This window comes from Embleya hyalina (genome assembly GCF_003967355.1).
GTDB classification, from domain to species: domain Bacteria; phylum Actinomycetota; class Actinomycetes; order Streptomycetales; family Streptomycetaceae; genus Embleya; species Embleya hyalina.
In genome coordinates this window covers 134897-152482 of record NZ_BIFH01000041.1, presented here as the reverse complement: position 1 = coordinate 152482, position 17586 = coordinate 134897, and the positions used below count along the sequence as shown (strand labels likewise).

General features: G+C 71.4%; 10 protein-coding genes. 4 read left to right on the top strand and 6 right to left on the bottom strand.

What is annotated here, in order from left to right:
• Window positions 1-21 precede the first annotated feature (21 nt).
• Together EMA17_RS41550 and EMA17_RS41545 are read left to right on the top strand one after the other, a co-directional pair.
• Window positions 22-816 carry an ATP-binding cassette domain-containing protein gene (locus EMA17_RS41550; RefSeq protein ID WP_126642416.1) on the top strand — a complete coding sequence of 265 codons (795 nt, stop codon included), beginning with the start codon at window positions 22-24 and terminating at the stop codon, window positions 814-816.
• Window positions 813-2099 (top strand): sugar ABC transporter permease, encoded by a 1287-nt coding sequence (locus tag EMA17_RS41545; RefSeq protein WP_371863125.1) that lies wholly within the window; start codon window positions 813-815, stop codon window positions 2097-2099. The genes EMA17_RS41550 and EMA17_RS41545 overlap by 4 nt, the downstream gene beginning before the upstream one ends.
• A gap of 69 nt (window positions 2100-2168) precedes the next feature.
• Here the strand turns inward: EMA17_RS41545 and EMA17_RS41540 are convergent, their stop codons facing one another.
• Complete coding sequence (locus EMA17_RS41540) at window positions 2169-5012, bottom strand: SpoIIE family protein phosphatase (RefSeq protein ID WP_246127235.1); 2844 nt, start codon at window positions 5010-5012, stop codon at window positions 2169-2171.
• Between the two features lie 589 nt (window positions 5013-5601).
• Window positions 5602-6030, bottom strand: a complete 429-nt coding sequence (locus tag EMA17_RS41530; RefSeq protein ID WP_126642414.1) for a MarR family winged helix-turn-helix transcriptional regulator — start codon at window positions 6028-6030, stop codon at window positions 5602-5604.
• 86 nt (window positions 6031-6116) lie between these two features.
• Here EMA17_RS41530 and EMA17_RS41525 point away from each other — a divergent pair, with 86 nt between their 5' ends.
• Together EMA17_RS41525 and EMA17_RS41520 are read left to right on the top strand one after the other, a co-directional pair.
• Window positions 6117-6851 (top strand): SDR family oxidoreductase, encoded by a 735-nt coding sequence (locus tag EMA17_RS41525; protein WP_126642413.1) that lies wholly within the window; start codon window positions 6117-6119, stop codon window positions 6849-6851.
• Window positions 6852-7128: 277 nt separating this feature from the next.
• Window positions 7129-8304 (top strand): PP2C family protein-serine/threonine phosphatase, encoded by a 1176-nt coding sequence (locus tag EMA17_RS41520; RefSeq protein WP_126642412.1) that lies wholly within the window; start codon window positions 7129-7131, stop codon window positions 8302-8304.
• An 805-nt stretch (window positions 8305-9109) separates the two neighbouring features.
• Here EMA17_RS41520 and EMA17_RS41510 read toward each other — a convergent pair.
• From EMA17_RS41510 to EMA17_RS41495, 4 genes are read right to left on the bottom strand one after another with little or no spacing between them, the layout of a single operon-like run.
• Entirely contained in the window at window positions 9110-10609 is a 1500-nt protein-coding gene (locus tag EMA17_RS41510) for a hypothetical protein (RefSeq protein ID WP_126642411.1), read from the bottom strand.
• Window positions 10606-11115 (bottom strand): hypothetical protein, encoded by a 510-nt coding sequence (locus EMA17_RS41505; RefSeq protein WP_126642410.1) that lies wholly within the window; start codon window positions 11113-11115, stop codon window positions 10606-10608. The genes EMA17_RS41510 and EMA17_RS41505 overlap by 4 nt, the downstream gene beginning before the upstream one ends.
• Window positions 11112-15323, bottom strand: coding sequence for a discoidin domain-containing protein (locus EMA17_RS41500; RefSeq protein ID WP_126642409.1), 4212 nt, complete (start codon window positions 15321-15323; stop codon window positions 11112-11114). The genes EMA17_RS41505 and EMA17_RS41500 overlap by 4 nt, the downstream gene beginning before the upstream one ends.
• On the bottom strand, window positions 15320-17584 hold the full coding sequence (locus tag EMA17_RS41495) for a hypothetical protein (protein WP_126642408.1): 2265 nt from the start codon (window positions 17582-17584) through the stop codon (window positions 15320-15322). Before EMA17_RS41495 ends, EMA17_RS41500 begins: the two co-directional genes overlap by 4 nt.
• Window positions 17585-17586 lie beyond the last annotated feature (2 nt).

The following is a 17586-nucleotide window of genomic DNA, read 5'->3' as shown; positions in this document are numbered from 1 at the left end:
CCACCGGTCGCGGCGAAGGAGATGGTCCACGTGGCAACGACGCCGCTGCTGGCCCTGCGCGGGATCTGCAAACGTTTCGGCGCCCTCCACGCGCTCACGCGCGTCGAGCTGGAGATCAACGCCGGGGAAGTCGTCGCCCTGGTGGGCGACAACGGAGCCGGCAAGACCACCCTCGTCAAGGTGATCACCGGCGCCGGCCCCGCCGACGAGGGCGTCATCGAGTGGAACGGCCGGCCGGTGCGGATCGGCCGGCCCCGCGATGCCCAGTCGCTGGGCATCGCGAGCGTCTACCAGGAACTGGCCCTGTGCGAGAGCCTCGACGTGGTCGGCAATCTCTTCCTGGGGCACGAGATCTGCCGGGCGGGCGTGCTCGACGAGGTGGCGATGGAGCGCCGCGCGAGGGAGCTCGACCTGCTGGACGTGCTGTCCGTCCGCATCCCCAGGACGAGGGTGCCGGTCGCCTCGCTCTCCGCAGGGCAGCGGCAGGCTGTCGCGATAGCCCGGACGCTGCTGAGCGAGCCCAAGGTCCTGATCCTCGACGAGCCCACCGCGGCGCTGGGCGTGGGGCAGACCGCGCACTTCCTCGATCTGATCGAGCGGCTGCGGGAACGCGGCCTGGGCGTCCTGCTGATCAGCCACAACCTCGGCGACGTCAAGGCCGTCGCGGACCACGTCGCGGTGTTGCGCCTCGGCCGCAACAACGGGTTCTTCGACGTGTTGACCACGTCGCAGGAGCAGATCGTCTCGTCCATCACCGGCGCCACGGACAACGCCGTGACCCACCGGAAGACGCAGCCGTGGGAGGCGACGCTGTGACCGGTACGAAGACACCGGGCGACATCGATCGCAACAGGGCCGGGGCCGTCACCGACCGGCCCGGCGCTCGCGACCCGAGGGCCGGGGATCGCCCATCCGGCCCGAAGGGCTACGCGAGCGACTTCGTCGTCAGGCTGCGCAACGGTGAACTCGGCTCGGTTCCCGGTGTGTGCGCGGTCATCGTGATCTGGACGACCTTCCAACTCCTGGACAACCACTTCCTGTCCCCGCGCAATCTCTCCAACCTCAGCGTGGACATCGTCGGCACGGGGCTGATCGCGGTCGGGCTCGTCTTCGTTCTGCTGCTCGGCGAGATCGACCTGTCGGTGGGCGCGGTCAGCGGACTCGCGGCGGCGGTGTTCGCCGTGATGAACGTCAACAGTGGCATGCCCGAGTGGTTGGCGGCCGTCACCGCGGCCCTCGTCGGGGGCGGGATCGGTGCCCTTCAGGGGTTCTTCTTCGCCAGGGTCGGCGTACCCGCCTTCGTCGTCACGCTGGCCGGACTGCTGGTCTGGAACGGCCTGATGCTCTATGTCCTGGGTGCCAACGGCACCATCAACCTGCACTCCGGCGGCTTCGTCTCCGCCCTGACCGAACGCTATTTCCACAATGAGGCCGTCGCGTACGGGCTCGCGGCGATCGGAGCGGCCGGGTACTTCCTCGCGTCGTACCACGACGAGCGACGCCGCAGGGCGGCCCGGGTCTCGTCCCGCTCGCTCGGCGGGATCGCCGTGCGCACCGGCACCGTGGCGGTGATCGGCTTCGCGGCGGCGTACGTGCTGAACCGGTTCGAGGGCCTGCCCCTCGCCCTGCTGATCTTCCTGCTCTTCGTCGTCGGTCTGGACTTCGTCCTGCGGCGCACCAGATATGGGCGGAAGATCTTCGCGATCGGGGGTGGTGCCGAGGCGGCCCGCCTCGCCGGTATCAACGTGGTGTGGATCCGCGCCTCGGCGTTCGCGGTCTCCGGGACGCTGGCCGCGTTCGGCGGGCTGTTCCTCGCCTCGCGCGTCGCCTCGGTGGGACAGACCTCGGGCTCCACCAACCTACTGATCGACGCCATCGCGGCGGCCGTCATCGGTGGCGTCAGCCTCTTCGGCGGACGCGGCACACCCTGGTCCGCGCTGCTGGGTGTCCTGGTCGTCCAGTCGATCGCCTCGGGGATGGTGCTCATCGGCATCCAGACGTCGGTGCAGTCGATGATCACCGGTGGTGTGCTGCTCGCCGCGGTGGTCCTCGACTCGCTCTCCCGCCACTCCCGGAGGTCGCACGGTGTGGTGCGGTAGTCGAAGCCCGCGGGCAATCGAGCAGGCGGCGAGGCGGCACGCCGGCGGGGCCGGCGTCGTGTCGGCCGTTTACGCGTCGAGTGCCTGTTCGGTCCAGATGCACTTGCCGGTGAGGGTGTAGCGCGTTCCCCATCGTTGAGCCATGGCGGCGACGAGTTGGAGGCCGCGTCCACCCTCGTCCGTCGCGTGGGCGTGTCGGATGTGAGGCGTGGTCAGACTGCCGTCGGTGACCTCGCAGATGAGGGTGCGGCTGCGCAGCAGGCGCAACTGGATCGGACCCGTCGCATGGCGGATGACGTTGCCGACGAGTTCGCTGACGATGAGCTCGGTGGCCATTTCCAGCTCCTCGCCCAAATGCCAGATCCGGAACTGCTCGTGGACGTGGTGCCGGGCCTGGCCCGCGGCCGTGGGGTCTTCGGGGAGGGCCCAGGTGGCGATGTCACCCGGCGAAAGGGAACAGGTGCGGGCGACGAGGAGGGCGGTGTCGTCGGTGGTGCGGCGGTGCTCCGGCAGCAGGGCCGCGGTGACGGCGTCGCACAGTTCGTCGGGTTCTCGGGCCGGCCCGTCACGGTCGGCGAGAGCGGCGGCGACGGTCTCGGTGAGGTGACGCAGGCCCTTGTCGATGTTGAGACCCGGGGTCTCCACGAGACCGTCGGTGTAGAGGACGACGAAGCTGCCGTCGGGCAGGGACACGTCGTGGACGCCGAAGGGCGGGGCGGCGATCCCGAGTGGCGGGTCGGGATCGAACGTCAGCAGGGACGCGGTGCCGTCGCGGTGGGCGACCACGGGCGGGAGATGGCCGGCGTTGGCATACGTGAGGATCTGGGTGGTCGGGTCGTAGACGCCGTACAGGCAGGTGACGAAGGACTCCTCCCCGAGTTCGCCGACGATGTCGTCGAGTCGGGTGAGGACGTCGTCCGGAGGCAGTTCGAGGTCGGAGAGCGTGCGCACGGCGGTGCGCAGGCGGCCCATGGTGGCGGCCTCGGGCATGCCGTGGCCCATGACGTCGCCGATGACCAGAGCCACACGGTCGCCGGACAGCGGAATGATGTCGTACCAGTCGCCGCCGATGTCCGCACCGTGTCCGGCGGGCAGATATCGGGCGGCGGCGGTGATCGCGGGAAGCGACGGCAGGGCCCGGGGCAGGAGGGCGTTCTGGAGGTCACGGGCGCGCGTCGTGGCCACGTCGTACTGCCGGGCCCGCTCGAGCGTGTGGGCGAGTTGGCCGCCGAACACGGTCAGCAGGCTCCGTTCGTCCCCGGTGAGATGTCGCGGCCGGTCGAAGGAGACGACGACCACACCGATCTCGCGGCCCGAGACGATCAACGGAAGGAAGGCCCACGCCTGCTTCCCTTCGGTGATCGGGCAGTCCACCGGCCCGGGATGGCCGGCGACGAGGTCTTCGGGTGACTCGATGAACTTCGGTGCGCGGGTGCGCAGAACCTCTCCCAGAGGTGTGGCGGCGACGACCGGCATGCCGTGGAGGCGATCGAGGAGCGCCGGCGGATAGCCGACGGAGCCGACAAGGTCCAGTCGCTCGTTCCCCAGGGCCAGGATGACCAGTCCGGTCGCGTGGAGGGGAGGAAGGACGCTCTCGGCCACGGCGGCGGTCACGTCCCGGGTCGTGGTCGCCTCGGCGAGTGCTCGGGTCAGTCGGGTCGTGAAGGCGGCGCGCTCGGCGGCGGCGCGTTCGGCGGCGGCGCGCTCCGCTTCGCGCAGGCGTCTTTCGGTGACATCCGTGATGTAGAGGGTGAGTCCATCGGCAAGGGGGACCAGCCGTAGGTGGTACCAGCGATCGGTATCCGGCCACGGCACCTCGAACCCGTCGGGGACCCCCGTGGCGACGGCTCGGCGGGAGCGCTCCTCCAGCAGGGGCACCTTCCGCACGACGTAGACGCCCCACAACGACCGCCCCACCAGGTCGCGCGGCCGGCCGAACAGACGCTCGGCGGCCACGTTGACGAATCCGATCCGCCCGTCGCGGTCCACGGACAGGAAACCGTCGCTCATGTGTGCCAGGGCACGCCCCACCGATTCCAGCGCGGCATGGGTCTCGGTGGTGTACGACATGGTGCCGACCAGCCGAGTCGGCTCGCTGCCCCGGTGCGAGACCGCCCGGCCGCGGAAGCGCACCCAGGCATACGTCCCGTCCGAGCGGCGAACCCGGTACTCGCTGTCCGCCCTGCCACGGGTCCTGAGTGCCTGTTCGACGTCTCCCACCACCCAGGGGAGGTCATCGGGATGGACGTAGTCGTCGAAGGTCGAGAGCCGTCCGTCGAAGGTCTCCCGCTCGATGCCGATGGCGTCGAGCAACCGCTCGTCGAGGACGACCTCGTTCGCCTGCACATCGAATTCGAACTCGAACTCGGTGGAGGTCTCACCGGGGCCCTGTCCGGGAGCACGCTCCGGTGGCGTCCCCAGCAGAGTGCGCGAGACGGTGTCCGGCGTGGGAGGGGCCAGCCGCAGCCGTTCCGCCGCCCACCGGGCCACCTCCCCGAGAAACGTTCGTTCCTCCGCGGAGAGCGCGTCGGTCACCGGCAGCAGCACCGACAGGACGCCGAGCGGTCCGTCCGGTCCGGACAGCGGTACGGCCGCCATCGCGGAGCGCGCCGAGACGTCCGCGGCGGGCGACGGGTGAGGCGGGTCCGAGGGGTTGCGTTCGGGGCGGTTCGCGGTGGACGCGAACGCGAACTCGCCGGTTCGGAAGGCGCGCGCCGGAGCCACCGAATCGGTGATCCGGATGTCCTCCCAGTTGCGGGTGACGGCTCGGGGCAGTCCGCTGCTCGCGATCAGATGCAAGCCCCGGGAGGCGCTTGCGCTCAGGTGTCCCATGGCGCCGAATCCACCGAGCGCCGCGGTCGCGTGCTGCGCTGCGGCGGTCAATACGTCGGTGTCCGTCGTTTGGTCGTCCAAAGCCGCGAGCAGGCACAATCTGTCGGTTCGTGCCGTCCCCGTGCCCGTGCCCGTCTTCGTGCCCGTCCCGCTTCCCGGGCCCGAGGGGCTGCCGAGACCTGCGGTCGGTCCAGCCTTTCCGTCGGATCCGTGTTGCACGACTCGGCTCCTTCAACACCTGATATGCATCATTTCCAGGAGAAAAATATCACATTAGTGTCTATTTATTGATTTTATAGGTAGTTATCCGTATTGCTGCTCGGCTGAAACCTCCCGCAGGAAAGGCCGCCGGGGGCCGGACGCACGATCGGGTGCCGGCGCCGCAGGACGGCACGAGCGGAGCGGGGCAGGCCCTGTGCCCAGGGTTCCCTGCGGTACAGCCACACCCCGATCGGCGCGAAGGCGGCGATGATCGCCGCATCCCACGCCGGCGCCTGCCGGACGTCGGTGGCGGTCGGGCCACCGAGTACGAGGGCGCGTACCGCGCCAGCGTTGCGTGGGACCGGGAGCGTCGACCGACCCGATGCGGTTCGTCCGTGAGGAGCATCCGAAAACGGCCGGCTCCGGCCGACGAGTTCGCCGGCCCGCACCACGAAGTGCTCGCGGTGTGTCAGGAGCGGAGGGCTCCGGTCGCGGTCTGCGCCAGTTCGGCGAATCGCAGTCGCAGGTCGGACGGCCAGGACGCGAGTCGCGTCTCGATCGCCGCCGTGACCGCGTCCCTGAAGCGGGCGACCAGTTCCTCGCCCCGATCGGTCGGGTGGACCCTGGCGACCCGCCGGTCGTTCGGGTCGGGCCGCCGGCGCACCAGGTCGCGCCGTTCGAGCCGGTCGACCAGCCCGGTGACGTTCGTCTTGTCGCAGTGGAGCCGGGTCGCCAACTCGCCGTGTGTCAGCTCGCGTTCGGCCACGGCGGTGAGCAGTTGCGACTGTTGTGGAGTGAGTTCGAGGTCGCGGCTGACGGTGCCTCTGATGCCCTCGACGACACAGCACATCTCCAGCAGTACACGCGCCAGTTCCGCATCGGGTGTCGACTTCGCCATGCGTGGAGCCTAGTTGACAAGTCCATGACATCGACTGTTTAGTCGATGATACAGACTATCGATGATATCGACTGAACGGGGTCGTCATGTCGAGCGAGCGTCAACGCGTCGCGGTCGTCACGGGAGGTTCCCGCGGGATCGGCCGGGCCACGGCCCTGCGCCTGGCCGCCGACGGATCGGCCGTCGTCGTCAACTACCACGCGGACGCGGACGCCGCCCGACGGGTGGTCGAGGCCGTGGAGGAGCTGGGCGGCCGCGCCGTGGCGGTACGCGCGGACGCCGCCGACCCCGGCGAGTTGCGGGCACTGATCGACACGGCCGAGCAGCGTTGGGGCGGCCTGGACGTCCTGGTGCACAATGCCGCCGGTTTCGTCCGCGGCCCCCTCGCCGACGCCGCGGACGACGACTACGAGCACGTGTTCGACCTGAACGCCCGAGCGGCCTTCGTCGCGCTGCGCGAGGCCGGCCGACGTATGCGCGACGGCGGACGCATCGTCTACGTCTCGTCGGTGGCCACCAGACTCTCCCCACCCGGCGAGGCCCTGTACGCGGCCGCCAAGGCCGCCGGGGAACAACTCGTACGCGGCTTCGCCCGCGAGATGGGCGGCCGCGGCATCACGGTCAACAGCGTCCTGCCGGGACCGACCGACACCGACGGCTTCGCGGCCGCCGGCGCGCCCACCGAGGCACTCGTCGCACGCACCCCACTGGGCCGACTGGGCCGACCCGAGGACATCGCGAACGTCGTGGCCTTCCTCGCCTCCCCCGACGCGGCCTGGATCACCGGCCAGAGCGTGACCGCGGACGGCGGCCTGACCTGACGCCGGCGAACAACCGCGCCGTCACGGCACCCGCACGAAGACGCGCCGCCATCCCGGTGCCCGTCGCCCCGGGCGTGGCACCGGGACGCGAAACCGGGGCGTGGATTGTCGACGCAAGAGCTTCCCCGATCGTGTGGCCGCCGTCGACGAGGCGTCATGCGGACGGGAAGCGTCCCGACCGGCGTTCGACGATCTTCGCCGGCCCGAACGGGCGACGAGATGCGGCCGGCCCGCCGATGCGGTCGTTTCGGACGCCTCGGGGAGTCAAGCTGTATGTATGGGGTCGTTCCAACGCTCGGCTCCCGGATCGGGAGTCGGCGGTCGCAGCCGGGTCCTGACCGTACTCGCGCGGTGCGTGCCGTTCGCCATCGCACTCGTGGTGGTGGGGATCGAGTTCTCGCCCGCGCACTTTCTGTACACCGGGCCCCTGCTGACCGCGACGCCGGCGCTGGCCGCGGTCACGATGGGCCCCAGGGGGACGATCTCGGCGGCGGCCGTCGCTCTGGCCGTGAGCGTGAGCACCGCCACCTACAACCAGGCGTGGGGCAGCCAACAGGTCTACACGAATTTCCTGGCCATTCTCCTGGTGTCCGCGGCCAGTGTCATGACCAGTCGTTTCATGCGCACGCGCAGACGGAACGAACTCGAGCGGATTCGCCGGATCGCCGAGGCGGCGCAGAGAGTCCTGCTCCGGCCGGTGCCCGCGCGCCTGGGCCCCCTGCGGACCGCCAGCATGTACCTCGCGGCGGAGAGCGGCGCGCAGATCGGCGGTGACCTGTACGAAGCCGTGCAGACGCGGTACGGGGTCCGGATGATCATCGGAGACGTCCGCGGCAAGGGGCTGCCCGCCGTGCGCTCGGCCGCGGTGGTACTGGGCGCGTTCCGCGAGGCCGTGCACTACGAGGACGACCTGGTGGAGGTCGTGGCCCACTGCGCGGCCGCGTTGCGACGCGAACGCGCCATGCCGTGGGCGATCGATCGGGACGACGACGAGGAGCAGGCGGAGTCGTTCGTCACCGTGCTCGTGGCGCAGGTACCCGACAGGTCCGTGGTCGAGATGGTCAACTGCGGCCATCCGCCGCCGCTGGTGCTGCGCCGGGGCACGGTTCACGCTCTGATGCCCCCCTCGCCACTTCCGCCCCTCGGCCTGGAGGACCTGATCACCGGTCCTTTGGGCGAGGCGGAGAGCTATGTGTTCCTCCCCGGCGACCGTCTGCTGCTGCACACCGACGGCGTTCTCGAGGCACGCAACCGCGACAACGATTTCTTCGCGCTGCCCGAGGCAATGGAAGCGGTGCCGACATGCGCCCCGTCGGAGTTCCTCGAGGAACTGCACCGGGGATTGCTCCGTCACACCCAGGGCCGCCTGGCCGACGATGTGGCCATGATCGTCGCGGAACGGCTCGACGGCGAAGCCGACACCCCCACGGCGCCGCATGACGCTCCGGAATGACGCCGCAGCCCTGTCGATCCGGCGCGGAGTCACCGGCGACGAGTTCCCACCCGGGTGCCCGGTTCGGTGATCGGCGCGTCGATGCCGCCGCCCACGCCCGGGACCATTTCGTGCCCGTCTCGGGACAGTTCGGCAGCGGATCCGGCCCGAGACCCGGAAAGGGGACCGGGCACAGCCGTCCCGACGCGTCCCGCTCCACCGTCCCCACCGACGGGTCGCCGGGCCTGCGGTCGGCGAACGCGGTCCGCAGCTCCGCGGCGAGGTCCTGGTTGGCGGTGTCCCTGGGACCTGGATCGAACAAGGAGGCCGGGCGCGGTCATCGTCATGCCCTGGGGCACCGACTTCACCACCGGAGACTGCACCCTGCGCCTGGTCGTCGACGCGGACGGACGCTCCGCGAGCGGACCGTTCACGATGGCCACCGCGTTGACTGCCTCGCCCAGCCCGTTCCGGACGACCGGGGTGGCGGAAGCCTGTGGCTGTACACCGCCGACACAGGCCACGGGCATTCCGTCGCCGCCGCCGCCGGGTACACCCCGAACACCCTCCAGAGCGAACCACGACGCCTGTGGGACGAGGTCGAGACGGCCTGGCGCTGGTGGGATGGCCAACAGCGCCCCACCGTCCCCGACTTCGGCCTCACCGCCACCATCGCCGACACGGCCGCAGTCGGGCAAGTGGTCTGGTGTCGCGACCGAGACCGGCGGACGGACATCGAGAGGCAACACGCGTGACCGCACGCTGTCTTCCGGGGCCCGCCGATCCATTCCGGCGGGCCCTGCCACTTCCCTCCGCTCCGGCGGAGTCAGGACTCGGGATCGACGGTTGCCGTCTCCTTCTCCTGTTTGACCTCCACGGATTGTTGGGCGTTCTCGGCGGCCTCTTCGGACGAGAGGGTTGAGGCTACGTGGTAAGTCTTCCAGTCGGAATTCCGGTAGAGGGTCCTGGAGGTGTCGACGGGCACGAACTCCTGCGACGAACCGGCCACATCCTCCTCGAGGTACCTGTTCGTGTGGCTGACGAAACGCAACGTGTCACCCGCCCGCAGCACCCGGTGACCGCCTGCGGTGATGTTGCCGGTAGCCGTGATGTTGCCGGTCGTGCTGATCGAACCCGACGTTTGGCTGATGCTGTTCTCGACCGTGAAGGCGCCGTTGATCGTGGACTTGACCTTGATGACGGCCAGGGTGCCGTAGACGTTCATGTTGGCCGTGTCCTTGATGTCCAGGCGGCCCGTCTTGAGCCAGATGTATCCGTTGGCGCCGGGGTCGACGGTGACGTTGCCGTTGACGGTCAGGGACTTGCCGGACTCGACGGTGACGTTGCCCTTGGCCGTGATGGTGCTGTTCGTGGTGAGCGGGCCGTTGGCGGTGAGTTCGCCCGTGGTTGCCGCCGGGCCGGCCTTCGCGGTGAGTGCGCCGAAGACGGTGATCTGGCCGCCGTTCTGCGGGATGGTCAGCCCGGCCTTGCCCTCGAGTGCCAGGGTGTTCTTGACGGCGATGGTGCCGGCGGTGGTCGGGGCCGCCACGCTGGTGACGGCGATGTCCGGGGTGTTGACCTTGATGTATGTGGTGAGGTAGCGGACTTCGTTGCCCATCTTGGCTTCGAGGGTGAAGCTGGAGTCGTCGACCAGGGCCACCGGGGAGGTCCAACTGCCGTTACTGGCCGGGGCGGAGCCCTGGGTGCCGTCCGGCTTTCGGTAGTACATGGTGTACGTCGCGTGTGGGGTGCCGTCCCACAGGAGGGTGGCCTTGGTGTTGCGGGCGATGGCGACGGTGGCCGGTCGGAAGCTGTGCAGGTAGAACGAGTCGTCGCGCTTGCGCACTTCGCCTCGACCCTCGCGCTCCTCGAACCGGCCGGTCGCTCCGGTGGTCGAGGTTGATTCCTCCCAGACGATGTCGACCGGGCCGACTCCGCCGTTGACCTCGATGCCCCACAACTCCAGGACGACGCTCCAGGTTCCGTCGAACGCGGCGGGCTCGTCCGGCGGCGGCGAACACGTGAAGATCACCTGGTTCGGGTCGCGGGTGTCGCGGTCCACGGTCCACTGCCGCTTGCCGGCGGGGACGGTCAACTCGTACTTGATCAGCCCCGGTTCGCCGGTCAGCGCGGATGCCTGACGGCCGGTCGGGATCCGGACCTTGAACCACTTGCAGTGCACGGGCCAGGAGCCGCCCGACTTCACCTTGCCGTAGGTGAGGGTCAGTTTGGCGTACTCCGGTTTGGCGAACGTCGAGACGTTCGGCGTCGCCGGCTCGGGCACCATGGCGGGCGGGAGCAGCATGGGAAGGGCGGCGGTGGTCACGGCTCTCCAACTCTCTCGGACGGCGTGGCGGTGGCGGTGGTGAGAGTGGTGTTCCCGGCGCGGCGCTGCGGGGGGCCGTCACCCGGCGCGGTGTCCTCGGTGATCCGGCTCAGGGTGCCGAGCGGGGTGCTGATGTCGAGGATGAGGGTGAGGGTCCAACTGCCGTCGAAACCGGCCGGTTCGGCGGGGGTGAGGGTGAGGAGGGTGGTGGTCGGGTCGGTGGTGCCGGTTTCGACCAGCCACTGTCGGCCGCGCCCGGGGCCGCGTCGCACGTCCAGTCGGGTGCGCAGGATCACGGGTTCGCCGGTCCGTACGACCGCGTCGTGGGCGGTCGGGAGCGCGAGGGCGATCCGCGCGCAGCGCACCGGCCAGGCGGTGCGGCCCTCCGGGTCGTCGCCGACGGTGAGCCGGACACGGTGGAGGGCCGTCTCCTCGGGTCGGGTGGCCGGCGCCGGGGTGTGCTCCAGGCGGTACGGGAGCAGCAGCGCCGAATCGGGGCTGGTCACGAAGCACTTCCTTCCTCGACCGGGGCAACCGGGGCAACCGGGGCCACCGTCGGAGCCGGCGAACCCCCGCCGCCCACCGCCGCCGCGCGCCTGCGCACCGAGCCCGCCGGTTGCAGTTGGAGGTAGCCCGAACGGGCCACCGGCAACGGTGCGTCGGGGTGGGACAACGGGTCCGCGTTGTGGATGACGTGCTCGTCCCAGTCCGGCAGTGCCGCGCCGTCGGCGGTGCCGTCCACCACGATCGGTTCGGCCCAGGTCCACTCGCCGTGCCAGGCGGCGGGGCGGGGCATCACGAGGGAGCTGTCCGGCGGTTCGGCCCGCACGCCGAACTCCCGGACGGCCCACGGCTCGTCGGCGGCGCCGGTGTACCGCAGCCGCAGGAAGCGCACGGCGAGCGGGGGTTCCACGTCGTGGTGGATCTCGGCCACCCGGTCGTAGCCCCGCAGCACGGTCCACTGCTCGCCGTCGGCGGACGCCTCCAGTTCGGTCGCCGCCGGAATGCCGCTGCCGTCGGCCCGGCCGAGGAGGATGTCGACGCCCGCCACCTCCCGTTCCACGTGCAGGTCGAGGCCGACCCAGTCGCCGGCGACCGGCGGTTCGACGCTCTCGTAGGAGGTACTCGGGTCGCCGTCGGCCATGGCGGCGGCGGGATGCCCGGCGCCGGCCTCGGCGGAGGCCGAGGCGGTGGGCGGGCCGAAGCGGTCGGGGGCGAGCAGGGGATTGAGCCGGAACGAGGCGCGGATCCGGGCCAGGGCCCGATGCGTGGTGTCGGCGTCCACCCCGACCTCGGCGACGGGCAGGATGTCGGTCGTGGCGTGCACGGCGGTGTGCGGGCAGGCCAGCAGGGTCAGGTGGTGGGTGGCGGGACGATCGGCGGGCCGAGCCGGCACGGTGAGGTGGGCGCCGGTGTCGATCGCCGTGACGTACGTGTTGGCCGGACCGTTCGGGTCGACGGCGTGGAAGCGGTGGTACCGGGTGCGCCGGTCGTGGTCGTCGGCGGCGAAGTAGCCGATGAGCCCGTCGGAGAGCCGGTCGGGATCGCCCAGCCGTACGGTCCAGCGATAGTCCGGGTAGTCGCGATGGTCGGGGTACTCACCCGCGTCGGGGTAGGGCTCGCCCGCCGGCACGAGCGCACGTTTCCAACTCGGGTCGCTCAGCGGCTCACCCATCAGGTCCAGGTTGAGCCGGGCCCGGACGAGTGCGATGGGGCGCCCGATCAACCGCGCCGGGGACCGGTCCTCGTCGGGCGCGGGCTCGACGATGTGGTCGAGCGCGGTGTCGATCGTCTCGGTCAGTGCCTCGAATGCCGCCAGCTCGTGGCTGAGCAGGCCACGCGCGAAGGCCGCGAGGTGCGGGTAGGCGGCGGCGAAGTCGTCGTCGTCCGGGTGCCGGAACGGCGCGTGCGGAAGCGTATTCCAGGCAGTGGTACGGATGTTGTCGACGTCGCGGACCACCCGCAGTTCGCCCAACGGCTCCCCGTCGGGGCCGTAGGCCAGGAGGGTCCGGTCGAGGTGGTTGACCAGCAGCCATCCGGCCACCGGCGTCTCGGCGCCGGCCGATCCCGCGACCTCGACGGCCCCGGTTCCGGCCCCATCCACCTCCGCGGGCGGCTCGTCGACCCGCAGCGGCACGGGATCCAGCCGCACCCGGGCTGGTTGTGCGATCCGGGGCGGCAGTTGCACGAAGCGCTGCGGGCCGGGCGGGTCGCGGAACAGATCGCGATCCGGCACCACGCTCTCCGCCCGCACGAGCGGAAAGTGGATGGGCTGGCTGCCGACCGGCTGCACCAGCGAGCACACCCGGCCGAAGCGGTCGACGACGATCAGTTCGATGAAGTGGAACTGGCCGGCCCGTACCGGCTGGAAACGCCGCGTGCCATGACCCTCGGCGCCGTCGGGGACGTGGTTGGTCTCCCCGGCCAGGGCCAGGACGGACGCGTCGGTGACGGCCTGGGCGGCGCCGTCCTGCTGGAGGAGCCAGTCGTGGAAGCCGTCGAGGCTCTGGGAGAGCACATCCATTGTCTCCAACTCCGAGCGCATGTCCCGCAGTTGCCGGGCCAGCTCCGGCGGCGCGTGGTCGGCGAGTCGGCGCGCCTGCTCGCGCAGTACGTAGCGGGTGGAAGGGGTGACGAAGGCACGTGCGCCGAAGGCGGTCCACCGTCGGCCGCCGTCCCCGTCGCCCTCGGCCGCGTTCGTACCCTGCCAGCGGTAACGGTGGATGTCGGGTTCGGGGTCGCCGTCGCGACCGGGGCCGAACTCCCAGTTGAGGGTGGCGTCCGGACTCCGGTACGGGGTGGCGCAATACTTGACCTCCCACTGGAGGTAGAGCGGCAGCCAGGGTTGCCGCCACACGCCGGTGTATTCGGGCCACGGACCCACGGAGTTGGCGTCCGGGTCGGCGACGACGGCGTGCAGCGCGGTGCGCGCGGGCTCGCCACCGGTCGTCGGGGTGCGTACGGCCCGGTCGAGCAGGGCGAACTCCGCCACCAACGCCCTGATGCCGCCCGGCACTTCGGGGGTGTTGACGGGCAGCAGCGGGGTGCCGGAGACGTCCGCCCAAGTGCCGTTGATCTTCACCCGGGTCAGCAGCCGGGACGGCAGCCGGCACGGCAGCGGGTCGTCCTCGTCCCGGCCGAGCGGTTGTGACGTACCCGAGCCGGTGAGCGCGAGGACGGGGTCTGCGGGGCTGTGGAAGCTCTGCCGAGGGGTGCGCCTCAGCTCCAACTCGGCGGGCAGTTCGCGGGTTTCCGCGTGGCGATCGATCGCGGCCTGGAGCGTTTCGGGAGTGAGCCCGTGCGGGACCTTGGGCGCGAGCCGTTCGACTTCGGCCCGGCAGTCCGTCACCCGCGTGCCGGCGTCCCGGATCCGCGCGTCCCAGGCGACCTCGTCGAGGTCGAAGTCGAGCGGGCGGCGGTTCTCGGGCAGGTGGCGCAACCACCACAGGCGCCAGAGCCGCCACTGCGCGGCGGCGAGGTCGTGGCCGGCCCGGTCGTAGTCGTCCTGGTCGTCGTTGAGGTCCGCGATCCAGTCCGGTTGCGCCGGCGGCGGGGCCTGGTTGTCGGCCTGTCCGTTGGGTCGGTTGACCACCTGCCAGCGGGCGCCGCCGTCGTGTCCGCTGAACCACGACCGGCGGGTGATCTCGTCCAGGGAGACCTGCCCGTCGGGGTGGTCGAGTTCGTCGGGGTTGCCGTGGAACAGGGCGCGGACCCGGTCGGCGAGGTCGGTGTCGCCGGTCGGCTGCGCGGCGAGCGCGGCGACGGCGTCGGCGGTGCTGTGGCCGATGGCGACGTTGACGTTTCCGCTCGCGGGGCGGTCGGACTCGGGGTGTCCACCCTCGCGGTCCCAGGGGATGCCGAGGGCGGTACCGACGTACCGGGTGCGGGTGATCGTGCTCGGCATGCCGTCGGGCGCGGCCCAGCCCAGTGCCCGGAGCACGTCCGCCGGGTCGTCGGGGTCGGCGTCGGGGGGCAGCAGGCCGGCGATGTCGCGGGCGGTGGCGAGGATGTCGGCGTCGTCCCGGCTGTACCAGCCGATCACCTGGTAGCTCACGGTGCACGGCGGTGGGTGGTTGTCGTTGGCTTTCAGGTCGGCGAGGGTGTCGTGGAAGAGGAACACGTTCTCGTGGTACGGCGCGAACGCCGCGAACGCGGGCAGTCCACTGCCGATGGCGGTGAGGAACAGGGGCCGGGCGGCCGGCTCGCGCCAGGGCCCCTCGCTCAGTGCATGCGCCCGGCCGATGTAGTCGGCGCGAGGCCGCTCCCTGGGCGACGCCGGGTCCACGAACGGAGTGAAGGCGGACTCGACGGGCCCACCGTCGGCCTTCTCCAAGTAGTCGGAGTGGACCAGGAACCCGGCAGCCTTCAGCGTGCCCCGCACCTCCGCGTAGCGGACCACGAGCCAACGGTTCGGCACCAGCGGGAACGTGCTGACACCGGTGGCGGCGTCGATCACGCCGGTGCTCAGCGCCTCGGGCAACTGCCACTGGACATGGATGCCCTCTTCGGGGTTGCCCTCGGCGTACTGGACGGGCGGTTCGGCGTTGCTGCGGAACTCCTCGGCGAAGGTCCACGGGTAGCGCGGGCTCCAGCGACGAAAGTCGTCGTACGCGGCCACGTCACGCGTGGCGAGGAGCGCGTGGACCTCGACGGGGACGATCAGGTCGGTGTCGGCCGTCGAGGCGCTGCCGGTCGTCGGATCGGTGTCGGTCATCGGGCGCTCTCCCGTTCCGGCGCGGGGTCGAGGGTCAGGCGTTGCTCGACGGGGGCGTTGACGAGTTGCAGGGCGAACTCGCCCGGCGCGAGGTCGCGCAGCGCGGGGTCGAGCCCGGCGGCGAGCGCGGGTACCAGGCCCCGGTCGCCGCGCAGGGCGAGCACCTGCGGGACGTCGCCCTCGTGCGGCAGGCGCAGGTGGCGGGTGAGCAGGCCGCCCTCGGCGGGGTAGTCGCGGCGCAGCGGGTGGCCGAGGTTGTCGCCGGGTCGGTGGTCGCGCAGGTTGATCACGCTGTTGTCGCCGGCCCCCTCCTTGCTGTCGATGCCGAAGTGGATGCCCTGGCCGGGTTCGCGGATGACGATCTCGTCGGGCACGGCGTCCAGGAGCACCAGCAGGGTGTCGGGGGCGAGGTGGTCGCGGCGCAGTTCGCCGACGTCGGCGCCGGCGATGCTCGCGATGAGGTCGAACACCGGCCAGGCTTCCACTAGTTCGGAGCGGATCAGCAGTCCGGCGCGGCCGGCCGCCCCGGTGCGGGTACGGGTGCGGCGCCGGTCGACGGCGGCGGTGAGCGCGGTGTCGGCGAGGGCGTCGAGGGAGCTGTGTACGCCGACGTCGCGCGCGCCCGCGAGCAGCGCCTCGATCCAGTTCTCGTCGATGCGGAAGAGCCGGATCGATTCCGGGGGGAGCATCGCGGGGTGTGGGACGAGGTAGTTGAACGGTACGCGGCGCAGCAGGGTCAGTTCGTCCAGCCAGGCCGGCAGCGTGCGGGTGTGTCGTTCGGCGGCGGCGGTCAGGGCCGCCGTCGCGGCTTCGGCCGCGAGCGCGGCGCGGGCGCCCTGCCGGGTCGGGCGGGTACGCCGGCGCCGCGTCGGCGTCGGGGCCGCCCGGTCGGGCGTGGCCGGCGGGCGGCCGAGTGCGTCGAGCAGGCGGGCGGCGAAGCCGGGATCGGCCAACTCGCGCAGGGTCCGCCCGTCCGGGTCGCCGTCGGCGAGTGCCCGGCCGGCCGCGGCTCGGGCCATCACGGTCGCCGCGGTGTTGGCGAGTTCGCGCCGGGCGCGGGTGATCTCCTCGCTGTAGTCGGGGTCGCTCAGCGCCAGGGTGCGGCCGAGGGTCCAGGCGGCGGCGTAGGAGACGTCGAACAGGCCGTGTTCGGGTTCGTAGATCAACGCGTGGTCGGCGGTGGTCTTGGGCGTGTCCCGGGCGAAGTCGCGGGTCTCGGCGGCGATCACGGGGACGAACGGGCCGCGGTACCAGCCGTAGGTGGTCTCCCCGGACAGCAGCCGGTACGGCACCGGGGTGTAGCCCAGGTGCAGTCGGCGGCGGGTGTAGTCCTCGGCGTCCCCGGTGGATCGGGCCGCGACCTCGCCGTTCGGGCGCAGGCGCAGCGCCAGGTTCTCCCGGTCGGTGCGCGCGGGGGCGACGAGGTTGCCCAGCAGGGCGGCGGCGTCGCGGGTGCCGGCCGGGTCGCTGGTGAACGTCCACGAGTGCAGTACGCACAGCCGCACGAACCGGATGTCGGCGTCCAGTCGGCCGGGGTCGAGCTTGCCGTCGAAGCCCTCCAGGGAGACCAGGTGCGCGGTGTAGGTGCCGGTGTGCCGGGGGAGTCGGTTGGCGGCCAGGACGGCGTACCGACCCTCGGTCGGGATCTCGCCGTCGTCGAGGAGTCGCGGCTTGGTGGCGACGTCGCGGACGTGGGCGAGGTAGTGCAGTTCGTCCTCGCGCGGTACGAGCGCGGTGAACAGCGCGGCGGGCACGTCGATGCTCTGGCAGCGGCTCGCCGCGACACCCGGGGTGATGCCCTCGTCGCTGAGGTCGGGGCCGAGGATGCCGGCGCCGGGGTCGCGCAGTTCGGCGACGGTACGGGTGGTGGTGCGGCCCATTCCCTCGGGGTCGTCGGGCAGTTCGCCCGCCCGGAAGAGCATCAGCGCCAGCCAGGGCGCCTGTTCGGGTACCGCGCGGCCCTTGGTCAGCCGTTCCCAGGGCAGGATGGAGCGGTCCAGCGTGATGTGCGGCAGGGTACGGCGGAAGTCGCCCGCGGCGCCCTCGGCGGGGTAGTGGGCGTGCACGGACGCCGGGTCGAGCACGAACCGGACCGCGCGGATCTCGAACTGCCGCGTGGTGGTCGGGATGGCCGGGTTCGCGTCGACCCGGTCGCCGCCCTTGGTCAGGTGGTGCTCCGCCGTGAGGGTGTAGACGCCGGCGGGGGCGAGCGGGCGACGGTAGTCGTGGAAGGCGACGAGGAGGTCTTCGGTACCGCTCAACG